Origin of the sequence: Peribacillus asahii, from assembly GCF_004006295.1 — a bacterium.
Lineage (GTDB): Bacteria > Bacillota > Bacilli > Bacillales > DSM-1321 > Peribacillus > Peribacillus asahii_A.
The window spans coordinates 4,764,989-4,780,466 of sequence record NZ_CP026095.1 but is presented as its reverse complement, the minus strand read 5'-3'; the positions used below and the strand labels follow the sequence as shown (position 1 = coordinate 4,780,466).

The window sequence follows — 15,478 nt, the reverse complement described above, 5'->3', positions numbered from 1 at the left end:
GTTAAACAATATGATTGATTAGGTAATGGGCGGATTATTTTGGATACGTACCCATACGTAATTTTAGACTGCTTTTGTTATAATAAATAGAACGAGTGCAACAAGGGGGAAGCAAAAGTGAGTCGGGCATTTGACGGAGTACCAATCAGTTGGCATGAGCAAATTATCAATCTGTTAGCAGAACGTGTGGTCATTATCGATGATAACGGAATGATTTTATATATCAATGAGGGATATTGCCAATTTATTGGGACAACTATGGAAAAGGCAATTGGTCAGCCTGTACAGGATGTGATTGAAAACTCGCGAATGCACAGGATGGTCAAAACAGGAAAGGCGGAACTGGCTGCTGTTCAAAAAATCAATGGCAGTGAAATGATTGCCAACCGTTTTCCTATTTTTGAGGATGGGAAAGTTGTTGGCGCTGTGGGAAATGTGATGTTTCGCAATCCTGAGGAATGGCGGATGTATAGAACAAAAATTCAAAACCTCGTCGAAGAATTAAACTATTATCAAGCAAAAGCTCAAAGAGATTTGCGGAGTAAATACAGCTTTGAGGACTTAATTGGCAGCAGCCCTATCTTTCTTGGGGCAAAGACACTCGCCCAAAGAGTATCTGGGAGCAATTCATCGGTGTTATTAATCGGGGAATCGGGCACCGGGAAGGAATTATTTGCTCATGCGATTCACCATAAAAGCACCCGTGCGTCTGCTCCTTTTGTGGCGATTAACTGTTCCTCCATCCCTGAGCACTTATTAGAATCGGAATTGTTTGGCTATGAGGATGGTGCTTTTACAGGTGCGAAAAAAGGCGGTAAGAAGGGACAGTTCGAACTGGCCGGTGGAGGAACGCTTTTCTTGGATGAAATTGGGGACATGCCGCTCTCGATGCAAAGCAAACTATTAAGGGTATTGCAGGAAAAAGAGGTTGTACGTGTAGGCGGCTATAAGTCAATCTCTATTGATGTGCGAATTATCGCTGCTACCCATCGTGATTTAGAAGAGATGGTTGAAAAAGGGGAGTTCCGCCAAGATTTATATTATCGCTTAAATGTCATTAAAATTGATATTCCTCCGCTAAGGGAACGAAAGGCAGATATCCCCCCGATTGCGAAACGGTTATTAAAAAAACTGGAGGCGAGATTTTATCGCAATAGTATTGAGCTGTCTGCTGAAGTAAAAGAAAGGCTGATGCAGCACTCATGGCCCGGAAACATTCGCGAATTGGAAAATGTTTTAGAGCGTTCGATTAATGTGCTGGACGGTAAAACGATTAAGGTATCTGATTTGCCCTTGTATTTGCGCGATTTTGAGCCGGAGGACGGTAGCGCCATTCATTCTAATCAAGAGGTTTCTCCAAGCCTTGTGTCAGCATCGGAACCATTGTTCGTTCAGCCATTGAAGGAGACGCTGGCGCAAGTGGAAAAACAAGCGATTGAACATGCTTTAGCGGTTACGAAAGGCAATAAGCTAGAAGCGGCTCTGCTGCTGGAAATCGGTAAAACGAGTTTTTACGATAAATGTAAGTTATATAATATAAAATAAAGAGATGCTAGTCGTAAAGTTTACTTTTAGTCTAGAGAAATCGCAGTTGGAAATTGGCGTGACATAGGGCCGTTTGATCATCTGAAAATCGAAAATAGCTGTGGTACAGTGGAAACAATAAATCCCCCCTATTAGAAATGGTTTTAGAACTTGTCTAATAAGGGGGATTATTATTTTACGGTAATGTAGATTCTAAATAAACACAAAACAGCTGCCGGGAGGAATTTCCCGACAGCCAGGATAAGGCTAAAATTATCTTTTACCAGGCTTTTTGCCTGTTCCTTTACCAGGCTTTTTACCTGTTCCTTTACCAGGCCCTTTGCCTGTTCCTTTACCAGGCTTTTTGCCTGTTCCTTTACCAGGTCCTTTACCAGTTCCTTTACCTTGTGCTACTGGGTTTTGAGTTAAATACTCACCAAGACCTGCTTTTTTTGCTGTTTCAATTAACTCTAAAATTTGAGCTCCACTCATCGTTAGAACCCCCTTTCCGTAAAATTCCCTTAAAGTGTAAGGTTATGTAGTTTATGAATTCTTTTTTTATTTGTTCTAGGTTTTATTTATTTTATTTATTTTATTATCAAATCCATTCTTCTCTCATAAGATGACAATGTAAAAAAAAAGAGGGAATGATGTTATGCAGCATAATATTCCTACAATGAGTATTTTTTTAGAGCCCAAGCACCTTGAAGTACTGGAAAGCGACATCTGGAACGAGGAGCTTCTTCCTTCCAAGCTATTAGTAAACAACATTCCGTACGAAATCGGTATTACTTATCGTGGAGATCACATACGCAATTTTCCCCAAAAATCGTTTAGAGTCGACTTTGGAACATATAACGAGAGATTTACGGGGCGTGAAATTCACCTTAATGCTGAATATAGTGATCCCTCATTCATTCGAAACAAGCTATCCTTTGATTTTTTTCAAGACATTGGGAGTGTTTCTCCTGATTGTAAGCATGTTTTCGTTGAACTTAATGGAAAGCCTATGGGGATCTACTTACAGATTGAATCGGTCGATGAATGGTTTTTACAAAAAAGGCAGCTTCCATATGGTTCAATTTTTTATGCGACGGAATACCATGCTAATTTTTCTTTATTAACTCCGGAAGAGAATCCGAAACCTTCTCTTCTATCCGGATATGTACGGAAATTAGGTAAGGTTGAGGATGACCTCGATTTAGAAATGCTCATATATAAAATTAATACGATTTCGCGAAATGATTTTGGTAAAGAAATTACAAAATACTTAGATGTTGAAAAATATTTGTTGTGGCTATGTGGAATTGTGTGTACGCAGAACTTTGATGGTTTCATTCACAATTATGCACTATATCGAAATGGGGGAAGTGGATTATTCCAAATAATCCCCTGGGATTATGATGCAACGTGGGGCAGGGATTGGGATGGGGAGATAATGGAATGCGATGATGTTCCCATTGAAGGCTATAATACACTAACTGCACGTTTACTTGATGTAAAGGTATTCCGGGATCAGTACCGTCTTCTCCTTGAGGAAATATTAGAAACCTCATTTACACCTGAGGCATTAGAACCGAAAATTACAACCCTTCATAGACAAATACACCCTTATATAACTTTAGACTCTTATAAAAAGAAGTCCATCGATATATTTGTTAATGAGCCGGAACTTATTCTGGAGTTTATAGCCAAACGTAATAAGTATCTTCGCGAGCATCTAAAAGACTTAACATAAGGAGGGGAATCCTTTGGAACCCATTAGTGTGAGAAATACAAAGAAATATGGCAGAGGGATATTTGCAGAACGTAATATTAAGAATGGCGAGTTCCTTGAGGAAGCGCCAGTAATTGTTATTCCTAAAATTGAATGGAAGCTAATGAGGGAGTGTATTCTTTCAAACTATATCTTCCGTTGGGGAGAGGATAAAGCTCTTGCTTTAGGATACGGTTCTTTATACAATCACTCCTACATTCCTAATGCGAGGTATATTACTAATATTGAAAACCACTCGATAGACTTTTATGCCATGAAAGATATTCATGAGGGAGAAGAGATACTGGTCAATTACAATGGAGACCCAGAGGACCAGTCTCCATTATGGTTTGAAGTTATAGAGTAAAATGCGTGAAGAAAGATAGAATACGTAGATTCAGTTGAAAATAAGAATCTTAAATGATTTTTACTTTTTGATAATTGTAGGAAAGGCGCCAAACGTGTACGCATGTCCCCGCCAACTCGAGTAATCACCTGTAGAATCTTCAATCGATGTAACCTCAAAAAAGAAAACAATCTTTCTTTTAACAAGGAAAAGTTGTTTTCTTCTTCTGATGTTTCCCCTATTTGGTTAATACATCCTTTATAATTATGGCTTATGGATCGAATGTGACAAAAAGGTCATAGTGAATATGGTAAAATAGACTTGCTTTTGCTCAATAGGGACTTTGATATGCCATGCAAATCATATAGCATTTTATTGGGACTCGGCCGATGTATTGGCGGAGGCAGCATAATTAAATGATCGATCTGTTCAATTCTATAAAAAGATGGGGAAGTACAATTTAGTATGAAAGTAAATAAAATAAAATTAATTTGGGTCTTATCTGTTTTTCTATTATTCTTTTTTATAAGTGTAAATATCTTTACTTCTTATGTAAAAATAAAAAAAACGGTTGAGGAATCAATCGCAAACCAAAGTCTGGAGGCAGCAAAGTCAATCGCTGCTTCGATGGATGTAGAAGCGTATAAGCAGTTCCTTCTTAATCCTACAAAAAACAAAGAATATTGGAAAACGAGAAAATACTTGAATGATGCAAGAGAAAAAATAGGGGCTTTATATGTATACACTCTTGTTGTTGATAATCCTAAAGTGTCGACAGCTATGATTATGGGAATGCCTAAAGAAGCTGCAGAGTCTTATCCGATAGGAGAGGCTTGTACCGTACCAGAAGAACAAGTGAAACGAGCGTATGAGGGAAAGACATATGTTACAGGAGTGCTTAAGGACTCTAAATATGAAGACTATTTGTCGGTTGGAGCCCCGATTAAGGATCATGAAGGTAAGATTATTGGATATTTAGGAATTGATATAAGCGCGGATACACTCAATAGTATAGAAAATAAAGTGCTGAAAAATAGTATTTCTAATCTTGCTTTTAACGCTGTATTTGTATTAATCGTATTAGGATCCTTTTTTGTCATGCAGAGATGGTATCAAAGAGAAACAACAAAGGAAATTGAAGATACCGAGGATACATATCAAACAGAAATTAGAACGTTAATATCTTCTGTTCAATCTTTAAGACATGATTTTACAAATCATATTCAGGTTTTACATGGTCTTCTCAAATTAGGAAAAGCAGAGAAAGCGTTAGAGTATTTATCGTCTCTATTTAAAGAGGTTCGTTCTATTGAATCTGTAAAAATAAATATAGATAACCCTGGGCTTTCTGTATTATTTCAAACAAAGAAACTTTCTGCTGAAAACCATAATATCGATATTAATTTTACAGTTTCTAATGTTGCATTCGATACAATTAAAACCATAGATTTAATCAAAATATTATCGAATTTAATTGATAATGCAATTGATGCGGCAATAGTACTGCCTGAGGGTGAGCGGAAAATAAATATTGTATGTAAAGCTAATTCAACCCATTATTTATTTGAAATTACGAATACAGGTCCAAAGATTATTGATAAGGAATTGATTTTTAAAAGTGGGTATTCAACTAAAAAGAAAGAATCGGGAAAAATTAGAGGACAAGGTTTATTTATTGTTAAGGAAATAGTTCATAAATATGATGGGCATATAGTAATGGAGTCAACGGAAACAGAGACTACAGCAACTGTGAATATTCCAATAAAAAAATTCACTTCATGAGCTAAGTGTCATCATCATTTGAACGATAAATCTGCTGTATTGTCACGTGTGAAACCGCAGTTTCACACGAATGAGCAAAAAAATAAAGGTGAGTTACATTGTCTCTGCATTACAATGTAAGCTCACTATTTTTAATTTTTATTCATTAAGCTATGTTTTTTACCATAGCTAAAATAGACGAACAGTCCAATGACAAACCAAATCCCGCATGCAATCCATGTATCAATGGAGAGCTGAGAAAGTAAAAATAAACATAATAGGAATGATACAATCGGTAAGACTGGAAAGAATGGTACCTTAAAACTGCCAGATGGTATACTTTTATCTTTTCGTAAGTAAATAATTCCGATTGATACTACTGTAAATGCAAGTAATGTTCCCATATTCACCAGCTCTGCCAGTTTAGATAATGGAATAAAACCAGCAAAAAAAGCTACAATCACTGCAAAGACCCATGTGTTTTTTATAGGCGTTTTGTATTTTTTATGCAACTCATACATACTTTTCGGAAGCAATCCATCACGACTAAGTGCATAAAGAAGTCTTGTCCCGCCATAGGACATTACAAGTATAACGGTCGTCATCCCAGTAATCGCCCCAAGGGAAATAACTCCAGCTACCCATTCCTGCTGAATAAGTTGCATAGCATAACTAACTGGGTCACTTACATTAAGGCTTGTATATGGAGCAATTCCAGTTAACACAAGAGCAACCGCTACGTAAAGCAATGTACAAATTAATAATGAACCAATAATTCCAATTGGCATACTGCGTTGAGGATTCTTTACTTCCTCAGCTGCTGATGAAACAGCATCAAATCCTAAATAAGCAAAGAAAACAAGGGCTGCTCCACTCGTAACTCCACCTATCCCAAATGGCATAAATGGCTGCCAATTAATAGGTTTGACATAAAAAATACCTACTACAATAAATAAGAGAATAACACTTATTTTAATAAAAACCATGATTTTATTAAATTTCGCAGATTCTTGTACCCCGATTGTTAATAAACCCGCAATGGCTAATACAATGGCTATTGCGGGTACATTTAAATATGTTCCGTTTGCTGGATTAAAAGCTTCAGAAATTGCATTTGGAATCATGATATTAAAGCCTGCTAATAAAGAATGCAGATAGGAAGACCAACCAGTTGCAACCGCAGCCACCGCTAAACCGTATTCTAATAGTAAGGCCCAACCAATTAACCAAGCGATTAATTCACCAAATACAATATAGCCGTATGTATATGCACTACCCGTTACTGGTACAGATGAAGCAAATTCCGAAAAACACATGGCTGCTAATGCGCAGACGATAGCGGCGATTATAAACGATAATATGATAGCTGGTCCAGCATGATTTGCTGCTACTGTGCCAGGAAGAATGAATATGCCTGTTCCGACAATAGCACCAACACCGAGTAAGATTAAATCAAATGATCCTAATGTTTTCTTCAGCTGTGACTCCCCGCTTTTTTTCAATAAATCTCCGATAGGCTTTTTTCGAAATACTTCACTTTTCATTTTTAACACCCTTTTTTAATTATGATTATTTGAGGTTAAAGTGTAGAAAAATCTGCATGCTTAGTATTCTTTAGTATGGATAAATCTATACGATATGTAAGCTGACCTAGTAAAAGGAAACAACAATATAAAGATTTCCTAATTCATATGAGGCAGGGGATAAAATTGCTTTTGATATAAAGAAATAAATGTAGAAGGGGAGGCTTGTCAATATGGGAAGACTATGACAGTATATAAGCATATAACGAACTCTCTATCTGTTTTCTGTGAATTTCAAGTTCGTAGCAGCTCTTCCTATGAAGCAGCAAAAAGGGAATTGAAACTAACTTATACATTAGGAGAGTAACCGATTACGAATGGAGGAAATAGAGTTATGTCAAATTTGCCAAATTGTCCAAAGTGTAATTCAGAATACACATATGAAGACGGCAGCCTTTTAGTTTGTCCAGAATGTGCTCATGAGTGGACGCCAGGCTTAGAAAATGAAAATAGCGAAGAGCAAAAGGTTGTCAAAGATTCAAATGGAAATGTTTTAAACGATGGAGACGCAGTAACGGTTATCAAAGATTTAAAAGTAAAAGGAAGTTCATCGGTTTTAAAACAAGGTACAAAAGTGAAAAGTATTCGTTTAGTCGATGGGGACCATAATATTGATTGTAAAATTGATGGTTTTGGAGCGATGAAATTAAAATCCGAATTTGTTAAAAAGATATAAATGTGATTTTAATATAAAAAATGGTCAGCCCCTAAACCTGGATATCATGATTGTTTGAGGGCTGACCTATTTTAATTAAACACCTGGGAACCAGCCTGGTGTATGAATAATGGCATTCCATAATGGATCAGGTATAACTAATTGTTCCTGTTTACTTTTGTCAATCTGTGTTACGATTTCATCTTCTCTTCCTTCTGCTACTTTTTGCACCCAATCAGGGTCAATAATTAACTCTCTACCAAGTGCTAGTAAAGGGACTCCTGTCTCAAATGCTTTCCGAGCGTCATCAGCAGAATAAATAGAACCTACACCGATAAGAGGAACCCGATTATTAATCGTTTCTAGCAGGTATTCAATGCGTATTTTATTGACATCATCTACGCCTCTTCTAGCTGTAGAAAAGAATTCAGTTAATGAAACATGTAGATAATCTAAGTCTTTATCGGCTAAAGCGTCTACTAAGGCTAGTGTATCCGCCATCGTAATTCCCGGTGTTTCTGGTTCTTCCGGTGAAAAACGATATCCAACAATAAATGGAGATTGAGCATGCTCCTTAACTACATTCTTTACCTTATCTACTACAGCTAAAGGGAAGGTCATACGCTTTTCGAGACTACCCCCAAATCGATCTTCACGACGATTAGAATGTGGGGAGAAGAATTGTTGAATTAAATATCCGTTTGCTCCATGAATTTCAACTCCATCGAATCCTGCTTCAATCGCACGTCGAGTCGTTTCTCCAAAAGCATGAATAATCTCCTCAACTTCTGATTCTGTCAAAGCTCTTGGCTTTACAGCTGGTTCTTCTGTTGAAGCGCCGCCTTTTTCTGCAGGTATATCACTTGCACTTACAATTTCACCATTAGGGACTAGCTCTGGAGGACACATTCTTCCACCATGGAACATTTGTAAGACAGCTTTAGCACCTTGATCTTTAATTCCTTTTGCTAACTGCTTTAAGCTTGGTATCATTTCATCACTGTCACCACCAAATTCACCATGAAACCCTTTTCCATTTGGCGTAACATATGTACAAGCAGTAATCACCATGCTGACTCCTTTAGAGCGGCGAGCGTAATAATTTACTTCTGCCTCTGTTACTGTTCCATCCGGATTAGACGAGAAGTTTGTCATAGGTGCCATAACAATTCGATTTTTTAACTCAACTCCATTTGTAAATGTATATGGAGATAATAAATGTTGGTCATTTTTATTCATGCTTACTTTCCCCCTTCATTAAGATATAGTTAACATACTAAATAAAATAAATATTTTACAATGTTATGCTTAGCTAATAATCTGAATCTTATTAAAAATAGACGCTGCCTTATGAAAGGGGAGCGCCTATTTTGGGATGTTCTATATTTTAAAAATCAAAGTTGTCAGGGTCTGGTCCTACTCGATGATTTTGATTTAGTTCATCAATTCTCTGCATTTCTTCTTTCGTTAACTCAAAGTCAAATACAGTCGAGTTTTCAACAATTCGATGTTCTTTCGTAGATTTCGGAATGGTTACAACACCGTTTTGTAAATCCCAACGTATAATAACTTGAGCGATGGTTTTATTATGTGTATGAGCAATTTCTTGTAGAACCGGGTTATCCAGTAATTGACCTTGCATTAAAGGTGACCAAGCTTCTAACCGAATTCCGTGTTCTTGACAAAAGGCTTGAACTTCTTTTTGCGTTAAACGTGGGTGATATTCTACTTGGTTAACCATCGGTTTAATTTCTGCATCTTTCATTAAGTCTTCAAGATGATGGATTTGGAAGTTACTTACGCCGATTGCTTTTACTTTCCCTTCCTTATAAAGAGTTTCTAATGCTCGCCATGCTTCTTTGTATTTCCCTTCTACAGGCCAGTGAATAAGATATAAATCTAAATAATCTAGACCAAGTTTCTTTAGGCTCGTTTCATAAGCGGCAATCGTTGATTCGTAACCCAAATCAGAATTCCACACTTTCGACGTAACAAATAATTCTTCTCTAGAAATGCCCGTTTCATCTAGCCCTTCGCGGATAGCTTGGCCAACTCCTTCTTCATTTTCATAAATGGCAGCTGTATCAATACTACGATATCCATGTTTAATGGCGAATTTAACAGCATTCACTAATTCAGGGCCTTCTTCTACTTTAAATACTCCAATACCAAGCCAAGGCATTTTAACACCGTTATATAAAGTTGTTGTATCTTGTAAGTTTCTAGTCATTATCAATAAACCTCCCATTGTTGTTATAAGAAAATAGAGTTGTTCTATACTTGTTTAATATTTGGTCAACCACCTCCTTTAATTTATCTTTTTTCAAGAATTCTACTCCAACCTGTAAGTATTGCGGCCATTAGTACCATTAGTGCTCCTATCCAAGAAGTATGAATTAGTCCGATAGAGTTTGTGATAACCCCACCTAAATACGATCCAAGCGCAATTCCAGCATTAAATGCAGCGATGTTAATAGCTGATGCCACATCGACTGCTGTTGGTACGAAACGCTCTGCTAACATGACTACATAGACTTGTAAGCCTGGCACATTCATAAAAGCCATAAGTCCCATTAAGAAAATGGTCATTAATCCTGCTATTTTAAATGGTGCCGTGAACATTAAGATAAATAGTATAACAGCTTGTACAATAAACATATAAAATAATGCTTTAATCGGATTTTGATTAGATAGCTTTCCGCCTACCATGTTACCAATTGCAATCGCAATACCGTAAATAAACAGAATCACTGCAACGGTTCCTTCCTTAAATCCTGTGATAGTCTGCAGTAATGGTGATAAATAAGTAAAGACAACGAATGTTCCTCCATAGCCTAAAGCGGTAATGATAAACATAAGCAGTAAGCGACCGTTTGTTACCAACTTGAACTGATCCTGCAGTGTTGTACGCTTGCCCTTTCGCAGATCAGATGGAACCAGGATACTATTTGCGATTAGTGCAAGAACACCCACCGCTACTATGACGATAAAGGCCATTCTCCAGTCGAATTGCTGACCGATGAATGTTCCGAATGGGACTCCTGTAACGGTAGCTACTGTCAGCCCAGTGAACATAATGGATATTGCACTAGCCCGCCGATTTTCTGGTACTAAATCAGCGGCAATCGTGGAGCCAATTGACATGAAAATACCATGTGAAAAGGCAGAAATCACACGGGCTGCAAGTAAAACCCCAATACTGGAAGCTCCAGCAGCGATACTGTTTCCTATAATAAAAATAACCATAATCCAAAGCAATAAAGCTTTACGTGACATCCTCGAAGTAAGAGAGGTGAGAATGGGTGCTCCAAATGTTACTCCTAAAGCATATAAAGAAACAGTTAAACCAGCTGTTGTAACAGGTATTTGTAAATCCTTCGCGATGAGAGGCAGTAGACCAACACTGATAAATTCTGTCGTTCCAATTGCAAATGCACTGACTGCTAATGCAAGCAGTGCGAATGTACTTCTTTTTTTATCTATAGACATTTTTTTCCCTCCAAAGTGATTGTGACACTGTATTAATGAAGTCAGTTAAAGTAAACTATATAAATTAATGAATACGATAACTTTTAACTGGCAAATGTTATTATGGGATATATATAAGTTAAAGAAAAGTACGTACTTTAAAGTAATATAGATACCTAAAGGTTCTATAGGTACTTTTAAGTACCTATTAATTTGGAGGAGAAATTATGAAGAAAAAGAAATACAATATATCAGTAGAAGCGACATTAGAAGTGATAGGCGGGAAGTGGAAATGTGTGATTCTATGCCATCTAACCCACGGAAAGAAACGAACTAGTGAATTGAAGCGTCTTATGCCAGATATTACTCAGAAGATGTTAACCCAGCAATTACGTGAATTAGAAGCGGATGGAGTGATTAATAGAATTGTGTATAATCAGATTCCTCCGAAAGTGGAATATGAGTTAAGTGAATATGGGTGGAGTTTACAAAGTATTTTAAATTCTCTTTGTGCGTGGGGAGAAAAGCATATTATGAAAGTATACGGTGATAAATTTGCTGTGTTAGAAGAGAATGTTTTAAATGAACATTTGAAGTAAGGAGATCTTAGCTTTATCATAAAATCCTTGGCTGTAAATGATTGAAAGGCCTACTGCTGAATATACACAACAGTAAGCCTTTTTTTAGTGATATTGTACAAGGATATTCATTTAAATGTTCCACTTGTCATAGGTCAGGTACTGTTTAAGTTTTTAAGACGGAATCTTTTATTTCTGGGAAGCTAGAGTGGCATTAAGTGCCTGCCCTTTTTTTGGCCAGTCACCGATAAACTCAAGTTCATTATAAGTAAAGTAGTTATGAAGAATTTCCTCGCGATTATCTAAGAAAAGCTGATCTGCTACGGCTGATACGAGCTTAGGGATACCAAACTTCATACCCGAAAGCGCAGAGGCTGAAATGCCGCAACTGATTAATGCTGAATAGTTAAAAGCAAAAATTCCATGAAGGAACTTTTTATTCCTTTCATCACGGCTTAGGAAAGCAAAGCCAGGACTGAGATAAGGATGAGCATTGAGCAAAGGATTGCTTATCTCTTCTGGTGCTTTATATCGATCCTCCCAGCGAGCGATATAGTTTTCAATTAGTCTCAATTCTGGACGTAAAGCAGGGTTAGTTAGAAGACCAGTGCTGATGAGGAGGAAATCAAAGGTGAACGTTCCTTGAGGCGTAGCGACTACCGCACCTTCGTCTGCTGCTTCTACATTAACCCAAGGTGCTCCTATATGCAGCTGAAAACCGGACCACGAGGATGCACGTTCAAAAGTATCATTAGTCGGTGGTTGATTATGTTTAAAGAAGTGAACCATAGCAGCGTATTTATCGGTGTCCGATAGACTATGGAAACGTTCAATCATCCCTGAGACTTCCATCTGGCGAATTGGGTTGATACGTGGAAGCTCCTTGCGACGAACAAAGACATGCGCTTCGGCTACACCTTGGGATAGTGCAAAATTGGCATTATCAAAAGCCGAGGCACCCCCTCCCAAGATTCCAATTTTTTTATCTTTAAGTGTTTCAAAATCAATAAATTCAGAGGTATGAGTATAAAGCTGACGTGGTAACTTCTCGGAAATCATAGGTGGTACATGCCATTCACCGCCACCTTGAATACCAGTAGCTAGAACGACTTTACGTGCAAGTAATAGATTAGATGGAGTTCCTGGCCCTTCGATATGCAATCGGTGAATGCCTTCGTCTGTAGGTTCAATGAGCTTAAGCGTTACTTCATTCATGACGGGGAGATTGAGAACCTTTCGATACCAGCGTAAATACTTCATCCAGTCACTGCGGGGGATTTTCACGATTTGTTCCCAGCCCTCTGATCCAAATTGTGCTTCCCACCATGAACGGAAAGTAAGTGAAGGGATTCCGAGGTCAATGGAGGTTAGATGTTTGGGTGTTCGCAATGTCATCATACGAGCGTAGGTTTCCCAAGGCCCTTCTAGACCTTCCTGGTTTTCATCGATTACAAGGATATTAGATATTCGCTCACGCATAAAACCAAAAGCAGCACCTAAGCCACTTTGACCGCCGCCGACAATGACTACATCATAAACATGTCCTTCAGAATGATTGAGTGGGCGAACCCAATCTTCACCTCCAAAGGCAAGATAGGAAAGGTCTCTTTTTACTTGTTCGTTTAAAGCCTCTAATTCCATAGTTTGTTCATTCCTTTCAATTGTATGTTTAATCGATACTCTAATTCTTTTCTTTCTTTCATTCGTTTTAATCTGTAATAATGGCTTTTTTAACTGTATAAAAAGTGTTTTTCTCTAAATTAGAATTCATTATTGAGAAGAATAGGAAACAAAATGTTCTGTTAATTAATATACTAAGCAATGTTATTTTTTATAACATAGTTTTGTTTGTGTTCTTATAGTATCATGTTTATTTTCATATTTCATTGTAATTTCATCTAAAATTTCCTTTTTTTATTGTGCAAATATACTAGATTTATAATTTTTTTGTCATAACAGATAAAGTAGAGGTTAAAGAAAATTGTAAAATGATCAAAAACAATATTTTATGTTATAAAATATGACGTGATAATTGTTGGATAGGTAATTTTTGTGGCAAATGCTTTAATCTTTGATAAAAAAGGTATATCGATACCTAATGAAGCGAACCCTATAGTTTAAGTAATTTTATTCGTGTTTTTTATACGGTTATCTAAAATTAAACTCGTCAATGGTGAAAATAAACATAATAAAACGAACGATGTGTATTGACGTAATTTTAATATTCGTTTAATATAATTTGCGGAGTTAAAAAATAAAAAAGAAAAATCATGTTCATTCGTATATTCTCAGTGATACGGTCTGAGAGTTTCTACTAGGAGCCGAAAATTCCTAACTACGAATGGGTAGTTCAACCTGCCCATTTATAGTTAGGAATTTCTTTTATTAGGGAGGATATATGGAACGTTTATTTAGATTGCGCGAATTAGGAACAAATGTAAGGACGGAAATATTAGCTGGTTTTACAACCTTTTTAACGATGGCTTACATTATTGTTGTGAATCCTGCCATCTTGTCCGCTGCGGGTGTGCCATTTAATCAAGTATTCATTGCGACCATTTTGGCTGCAGCTATTGGAACATTAATCATGGCTCTCTTAGCAAATTATCCGATTGCTATTGCTCCTGGTATGGGGATGAATGCTTATTTTACAAGCGTTGTTGCTACCCAAGGAGTAAGTTACCAAGTTGTTTTTGGTACGGTTTTTTTAGCAGGGATTTTATTCATCATCTTGTCGTTGACTAAATTTCGTCAATTGCTTATTGAATCAATGCCTACTTCCTTAAAATATGGAATTACAGCAGGGATTGGTTTATTTATTGCATTTATTGGATTGAAAATGTCGGGGATTGTTGTAGCGGACCCTAATTCGGTTGTAGTTTTGGGTGATTTACATAAGCCTGTTACAATCTTATCGATTGTTGGCCTGTTTATCACATTCATTTTAATTGCTCGTAAAATAAAGGGTGCTTTGTTTATTGGTATGCTTATTACGGCAATTATCGGTTATTTTATGGGGATGTTACAAATGGAAGGCGTTGTATCCACACCACCGGCAATTGTATTTTTTGATTTAGATATTACAGGTGTTTTTTCGAATTCGTTATATACAGTAGTGTTTGCCTTTTTGCTTGTTACTATTTTTGATACAACGGGAACAATGGTTGGAGTAGCGGAGCAAGCGGGTCTAATGAAAGATGGAAAGCTGCCAAGAGCTAAATCAGCTCTTGCTGCAGATGCTGTTGCGACAACCGTTGGTGCGACGCTAGGTACGAGTCCATCTAGTGCTTATGTTGAATCATCGTCAGGGGTGGCAGCTGGAGGTCGTTCTGGACTGACTGCTTTCGTAGTTGCGATTCTTTTCTTAATTGCTCTATTTTTCTCACCATTAGTAGCAGCTATTTCATCACTTTCAGCTATTACAGCTCCAGCTTTAATTATTGTTGGCTGTTATATGATGGAAGGGTTAGCTAAAATTGATTGGAAGGAATTTGATGAAGCATTCCCGGCTTTTGCGGTTATTTTGACTATGCCTTTAACGGGGAGTATTGCAACTGGAATTGCAATTGGATTTATTACATATCCAATTATTAAGCTTGTAAGTGGTAAAGGGAAAGATGTACATCCAATCATTTATCTTTTCGGAATTATTTTTGTCATTCAGATGGCCTTTTTTCCAGGGCATTAAGTCATGAGATATTCTCATAATACATGCTTTATGAATAACACCGATATAGTGAATCGTATTATATTAAATGATGGAAAGTGAAAAGAAAAAGGGATACCCTATCTAGGGTATCCCTTTTT

Annotated in this window: 13 protein-coding genes and 1 riboswitch; of the genes, 7 read left to right on the top strand and 6 right to left on the bottom strand. The window is 37.1% G+C overall.

Annotation, left to right across the window (positions count from 1 at the left end):
- The first annotated feature begins 117 nt into the window (after positions 1-117).
- Positions 118-1,545, top strand: a complete 1,428-nt coding sequence (locus BAOM_RS23600) for a sigma-54 interaction domain-containing protein (RefSeq protein WP_252282873.1) — start codon at positions 118-120, stop codon at positions 1,543-1,545.
- A 252-nt stretch (positions 1,546-1,797) separates the two neighbouring features.
- On the opposite strand, the gene BAOM_RS23595 is transcribed toward BAOM_RS23600, so the two are convergent.
- Positions 1,798-2,016 (bottom strand): hypothetical protein, encoded by a 219-nt coding sequence (locus BAOM_RS23595; RefSeq protein WP_127762350.1) that lies wholly within the window; start codon positions 2,014-2,016, stop codon positions 1,798-1,800.
- Between the two features lie 163 nt (positions 2,017-2,179).
- Between BAOM_RS23595 and BAOM_RS23590 the strand changes: the two genes are divergently transcribed.
- The 3 genes from BAOM_RS23590 to BAOM_RS23580 all read left to right on the top strand — a co-directional run bounded on the left by BAOM_RS23590 (position 2,180) and on the right by BAOM_RS23580 (position 5,408).
- The gene (locus tag BAOM_RS23590) at positions 2,180-3,262 is read left to right on the top strand and encodes a CotH kinase family protein (protein ID WP_127762349.1); all 1,083 of its coding nucleotides are present in this window, start codon (positions 2,180-2,182) and stop codon (positions 3,260-3,262) included.
- Between the two features lie 13 nt (positions 3,263-3,275).
- A complete protein-coding gene (locus BAOM_RS23585) occupies positions 3,276-3,647 on the top strand; it encodes an SET domain-containing protein (RefSeq protein WP_127762348.1) in 372 nt (123 codons plus the stop codon).
- Between the two features lie 444 nt (positions 3,648-4,091).
- Positions 4,092-5,408, top strand: a complete 1,317-nt coding sequence (locus BAOM_RS23580; RefSeq protein ID WP_127762347.1) for a sensor histidine kinase — start codon at positions 4,092-4,094, stop codon at positions 5,406-5,408.
- 131 nt (positions 5,409-5,539) lie between these two features.
- On the opposite strand, the gene BAOM_RS23575 is transcribed toward BAOM_RS23580, so the two are convergent.
- On the bottom strand, positions 5,540-6,931 hold the full coding sequence (locus BAOM_RS23575) for a branched-chain amino acid transporter BcaP (protein ID WP_127762346.1): 1,392 nt from the start codon (positions 6,929-6,931) through the stop codon (positions 5,540-5,542).
- Positions 6,932-7,304: 373 nt separating this feature from the next.
- Between BAOM_RS23575 and BAOM_RS23570 the strand changes: the two genes are divergently transcribed.
- Positions 7,305-7,646 carry a zinc ribbon domain-containing protein YjdM gene (locus BAOM_RS23570; RefSeq protein ID WP_127762345.1) on the top strand — a complete coding sequence of 114 codons (342 nt, stop codon included), beginning with the start codon at positions 7,305-7,307 and terminating at the stop codon, positions 7,644-7,646.
- 75 nt (positions 7,647-7,721) lie between these two features.
- Here BAOM_RS23570 and BAOM_RS23565 read toward each other — a convergent pair whose 3' ends face one another.
- From BAOM_RS23565 to BAOM_RS23555, 3 genes are all read right to left on the bottom strand, one after another.
- Positions 7,722-8,864, bottom strand: coding sequence for an NADH-dependent flavin oxidoreductase (locus BAOM_RS23565; RefSeq protein ID WP_127762344.1), 1,143 nt, complete (start codon positions 8,862-8,864; stop codon positions 7,722-7,724).
- A 148-nt stretch (positions 8,865-9,012) separates the two neighbouring features.
- Positions 9,013-9,855, bottom strand: coding sequence for an aldo/keto reductase (locus BAOM_RS23560; protein ID WP_127762343.1), 843 nt, complete (start codon positions 9,853-9,855; stop codon positions 9,013-9,015).
- An 83-nt stretch (positions 9,856-9,938) separates the two neighbouring features.
- Positions 9,939-11,114 (bottom strand): MFS transporter, encoded by a 1,176-nt coding sequence (locus tag BAOM_RS23555; RefSeq protein WP_127762342.1) that lies wholly within the window; start codon positions 11,112-11,114, stop codon positions 9,939-9,941.
- Between the two features lie 206 nt (positions 11,115-11,320).
- On the opposite strand from BAOM_RS23555, the gene BAOM_RS23550 reads away from it, so the two are divergent.
- A complete protein-coding gene (locus BAOM_RS23550; RefSeq protein WP_127762341.1) occupies positions 11,321-11,692 on the top strand; it encodes a winged helix-turn-helix transcriptional regulator in 372 nt (123 codons plus the stop codon).
- A gap of 168 nt (positions 11,693-11,860) precedes the next feature.
- On the opposite strand, the gene BAOM_RS23545 is transcribed toward BAOM_RS23550, so the two are convergent.
- Positions 11,861-13,312 carry an NAD(P)-binding domain-containing protein gene (locus BAOM_RS23545; protein WP_127762340.1) on the bottom strand — a complete coding sequence of 484 codons (1,452 nt, stop codon included), beginning with the start codon at positions 13,310-13,312 and terminating at the stop codon, positions 11,861-11,863.
- A 617-nt stretch (positions 13,313-13,929) separates the two neighbouring features.
- Positions 13,930-14,029, top strand: a riboswitch (purine riboswitch).
- 40 nt (positions 14,030-14,069) lie between these two features.
- Here BAOM_RS23545 and BAOM_RS23540 point away from each other — a divergent pair.
- A complete protein-coding gene (locus BAOM_RS23540) occupies positions 14,070-15,359 on the top strand; it encodes an NCS2 family permease (RefSeq protein WP_127762339.1) in 1,290 nt (429 codons plus the stop codon).
- Positions 15,360-15,478 lie beyond the last annotated feature (119 nt).

What these genes read in the sequence shown, in the direction of transcription:
- BAOM_RS23595 (WP_127762350.1), bottom strand. Translation starts at nt 2,016, where the DNA reads ATGAGTGGAGCTCAAATTTTAGAGTTAATTGAAACAGCAAAAAAAGCA.
- BAOM_RS23555 (WP_127762342.1), bottom strand. Translation starts at nt 11,114, where the DNA reads ATGTCTATAGATAAAAAAAGAAGTACATTCGCACTGCTTGCATTAGCA.
- BAOM_RS23550 (WP_127762341.1), top strand. Translation starts at nt 11,321, where the DNA reads ATGAAGAAAAAGAAATACAATATATCAGTAGAAGCGACATTAGAAGTG.
- BAOM_RS23545 (WP_127762340.1), bottom strand. Translation starts at nt 13,312, where the DNA reads ATGGAATTAGAGGCTTTAAACGAACAAGTAAAAAGAGACCTTTCCTAT.
- BAOM_RS23570 (WP_127762345.1), top strand. Translation starts at nt 7,305, where the DNA reads ATGTCAAATTTGCCAAATTGTCCAAAGTGTAATTCAGAATACACATAT.
- BAOM_RS23565 (WP_127762344.1), bottom strand. Translation starts at nt 8,864, where the DNA reads ATGAATAAAAATGACCAACATTTATTATCTCCATATACATTTACAAAT.
- BAOM_RS23560 (WP_127762343.1), bottom strand. Translation starts at nt 9,855, where the DNA reads ATGACTAGAAACTTACAAGATACAACAACTTTATATAACGGTGTTAAA.
- BAOM_RS23580 (WP_127762347.1), top strand. Translation starts at nt 4,092, where the DNA reads ATGAAAGTAAATAAAATAAAATTAATTTGGGTCTTATCTGTTTTTCTA.
- BAOM_RS23590 (WP_127762349.1), top strand. Translation starts at nt 2,180, where the DNA reads ATGCAGCATAATATTCCTACAATGAGTATTTTTTTAGAGCCCAAGCAC.
- BAOM_RS23575 (WP_127762346.1), bottom strand. Translation starts at nt 6,931, where the DNA reads ATGAAAAGTGAAGTATTTCGAAAAAAGCCTATCGGAGATTTATTGAAA.
- BAOM_RS23540 (WP_127762339.1), top strand. Translation starts at nt 14,070, where the DNA reads ATGGAACGTTTATTTAGATTGCGCGAATTAGGAACAAATGTAAGGACG.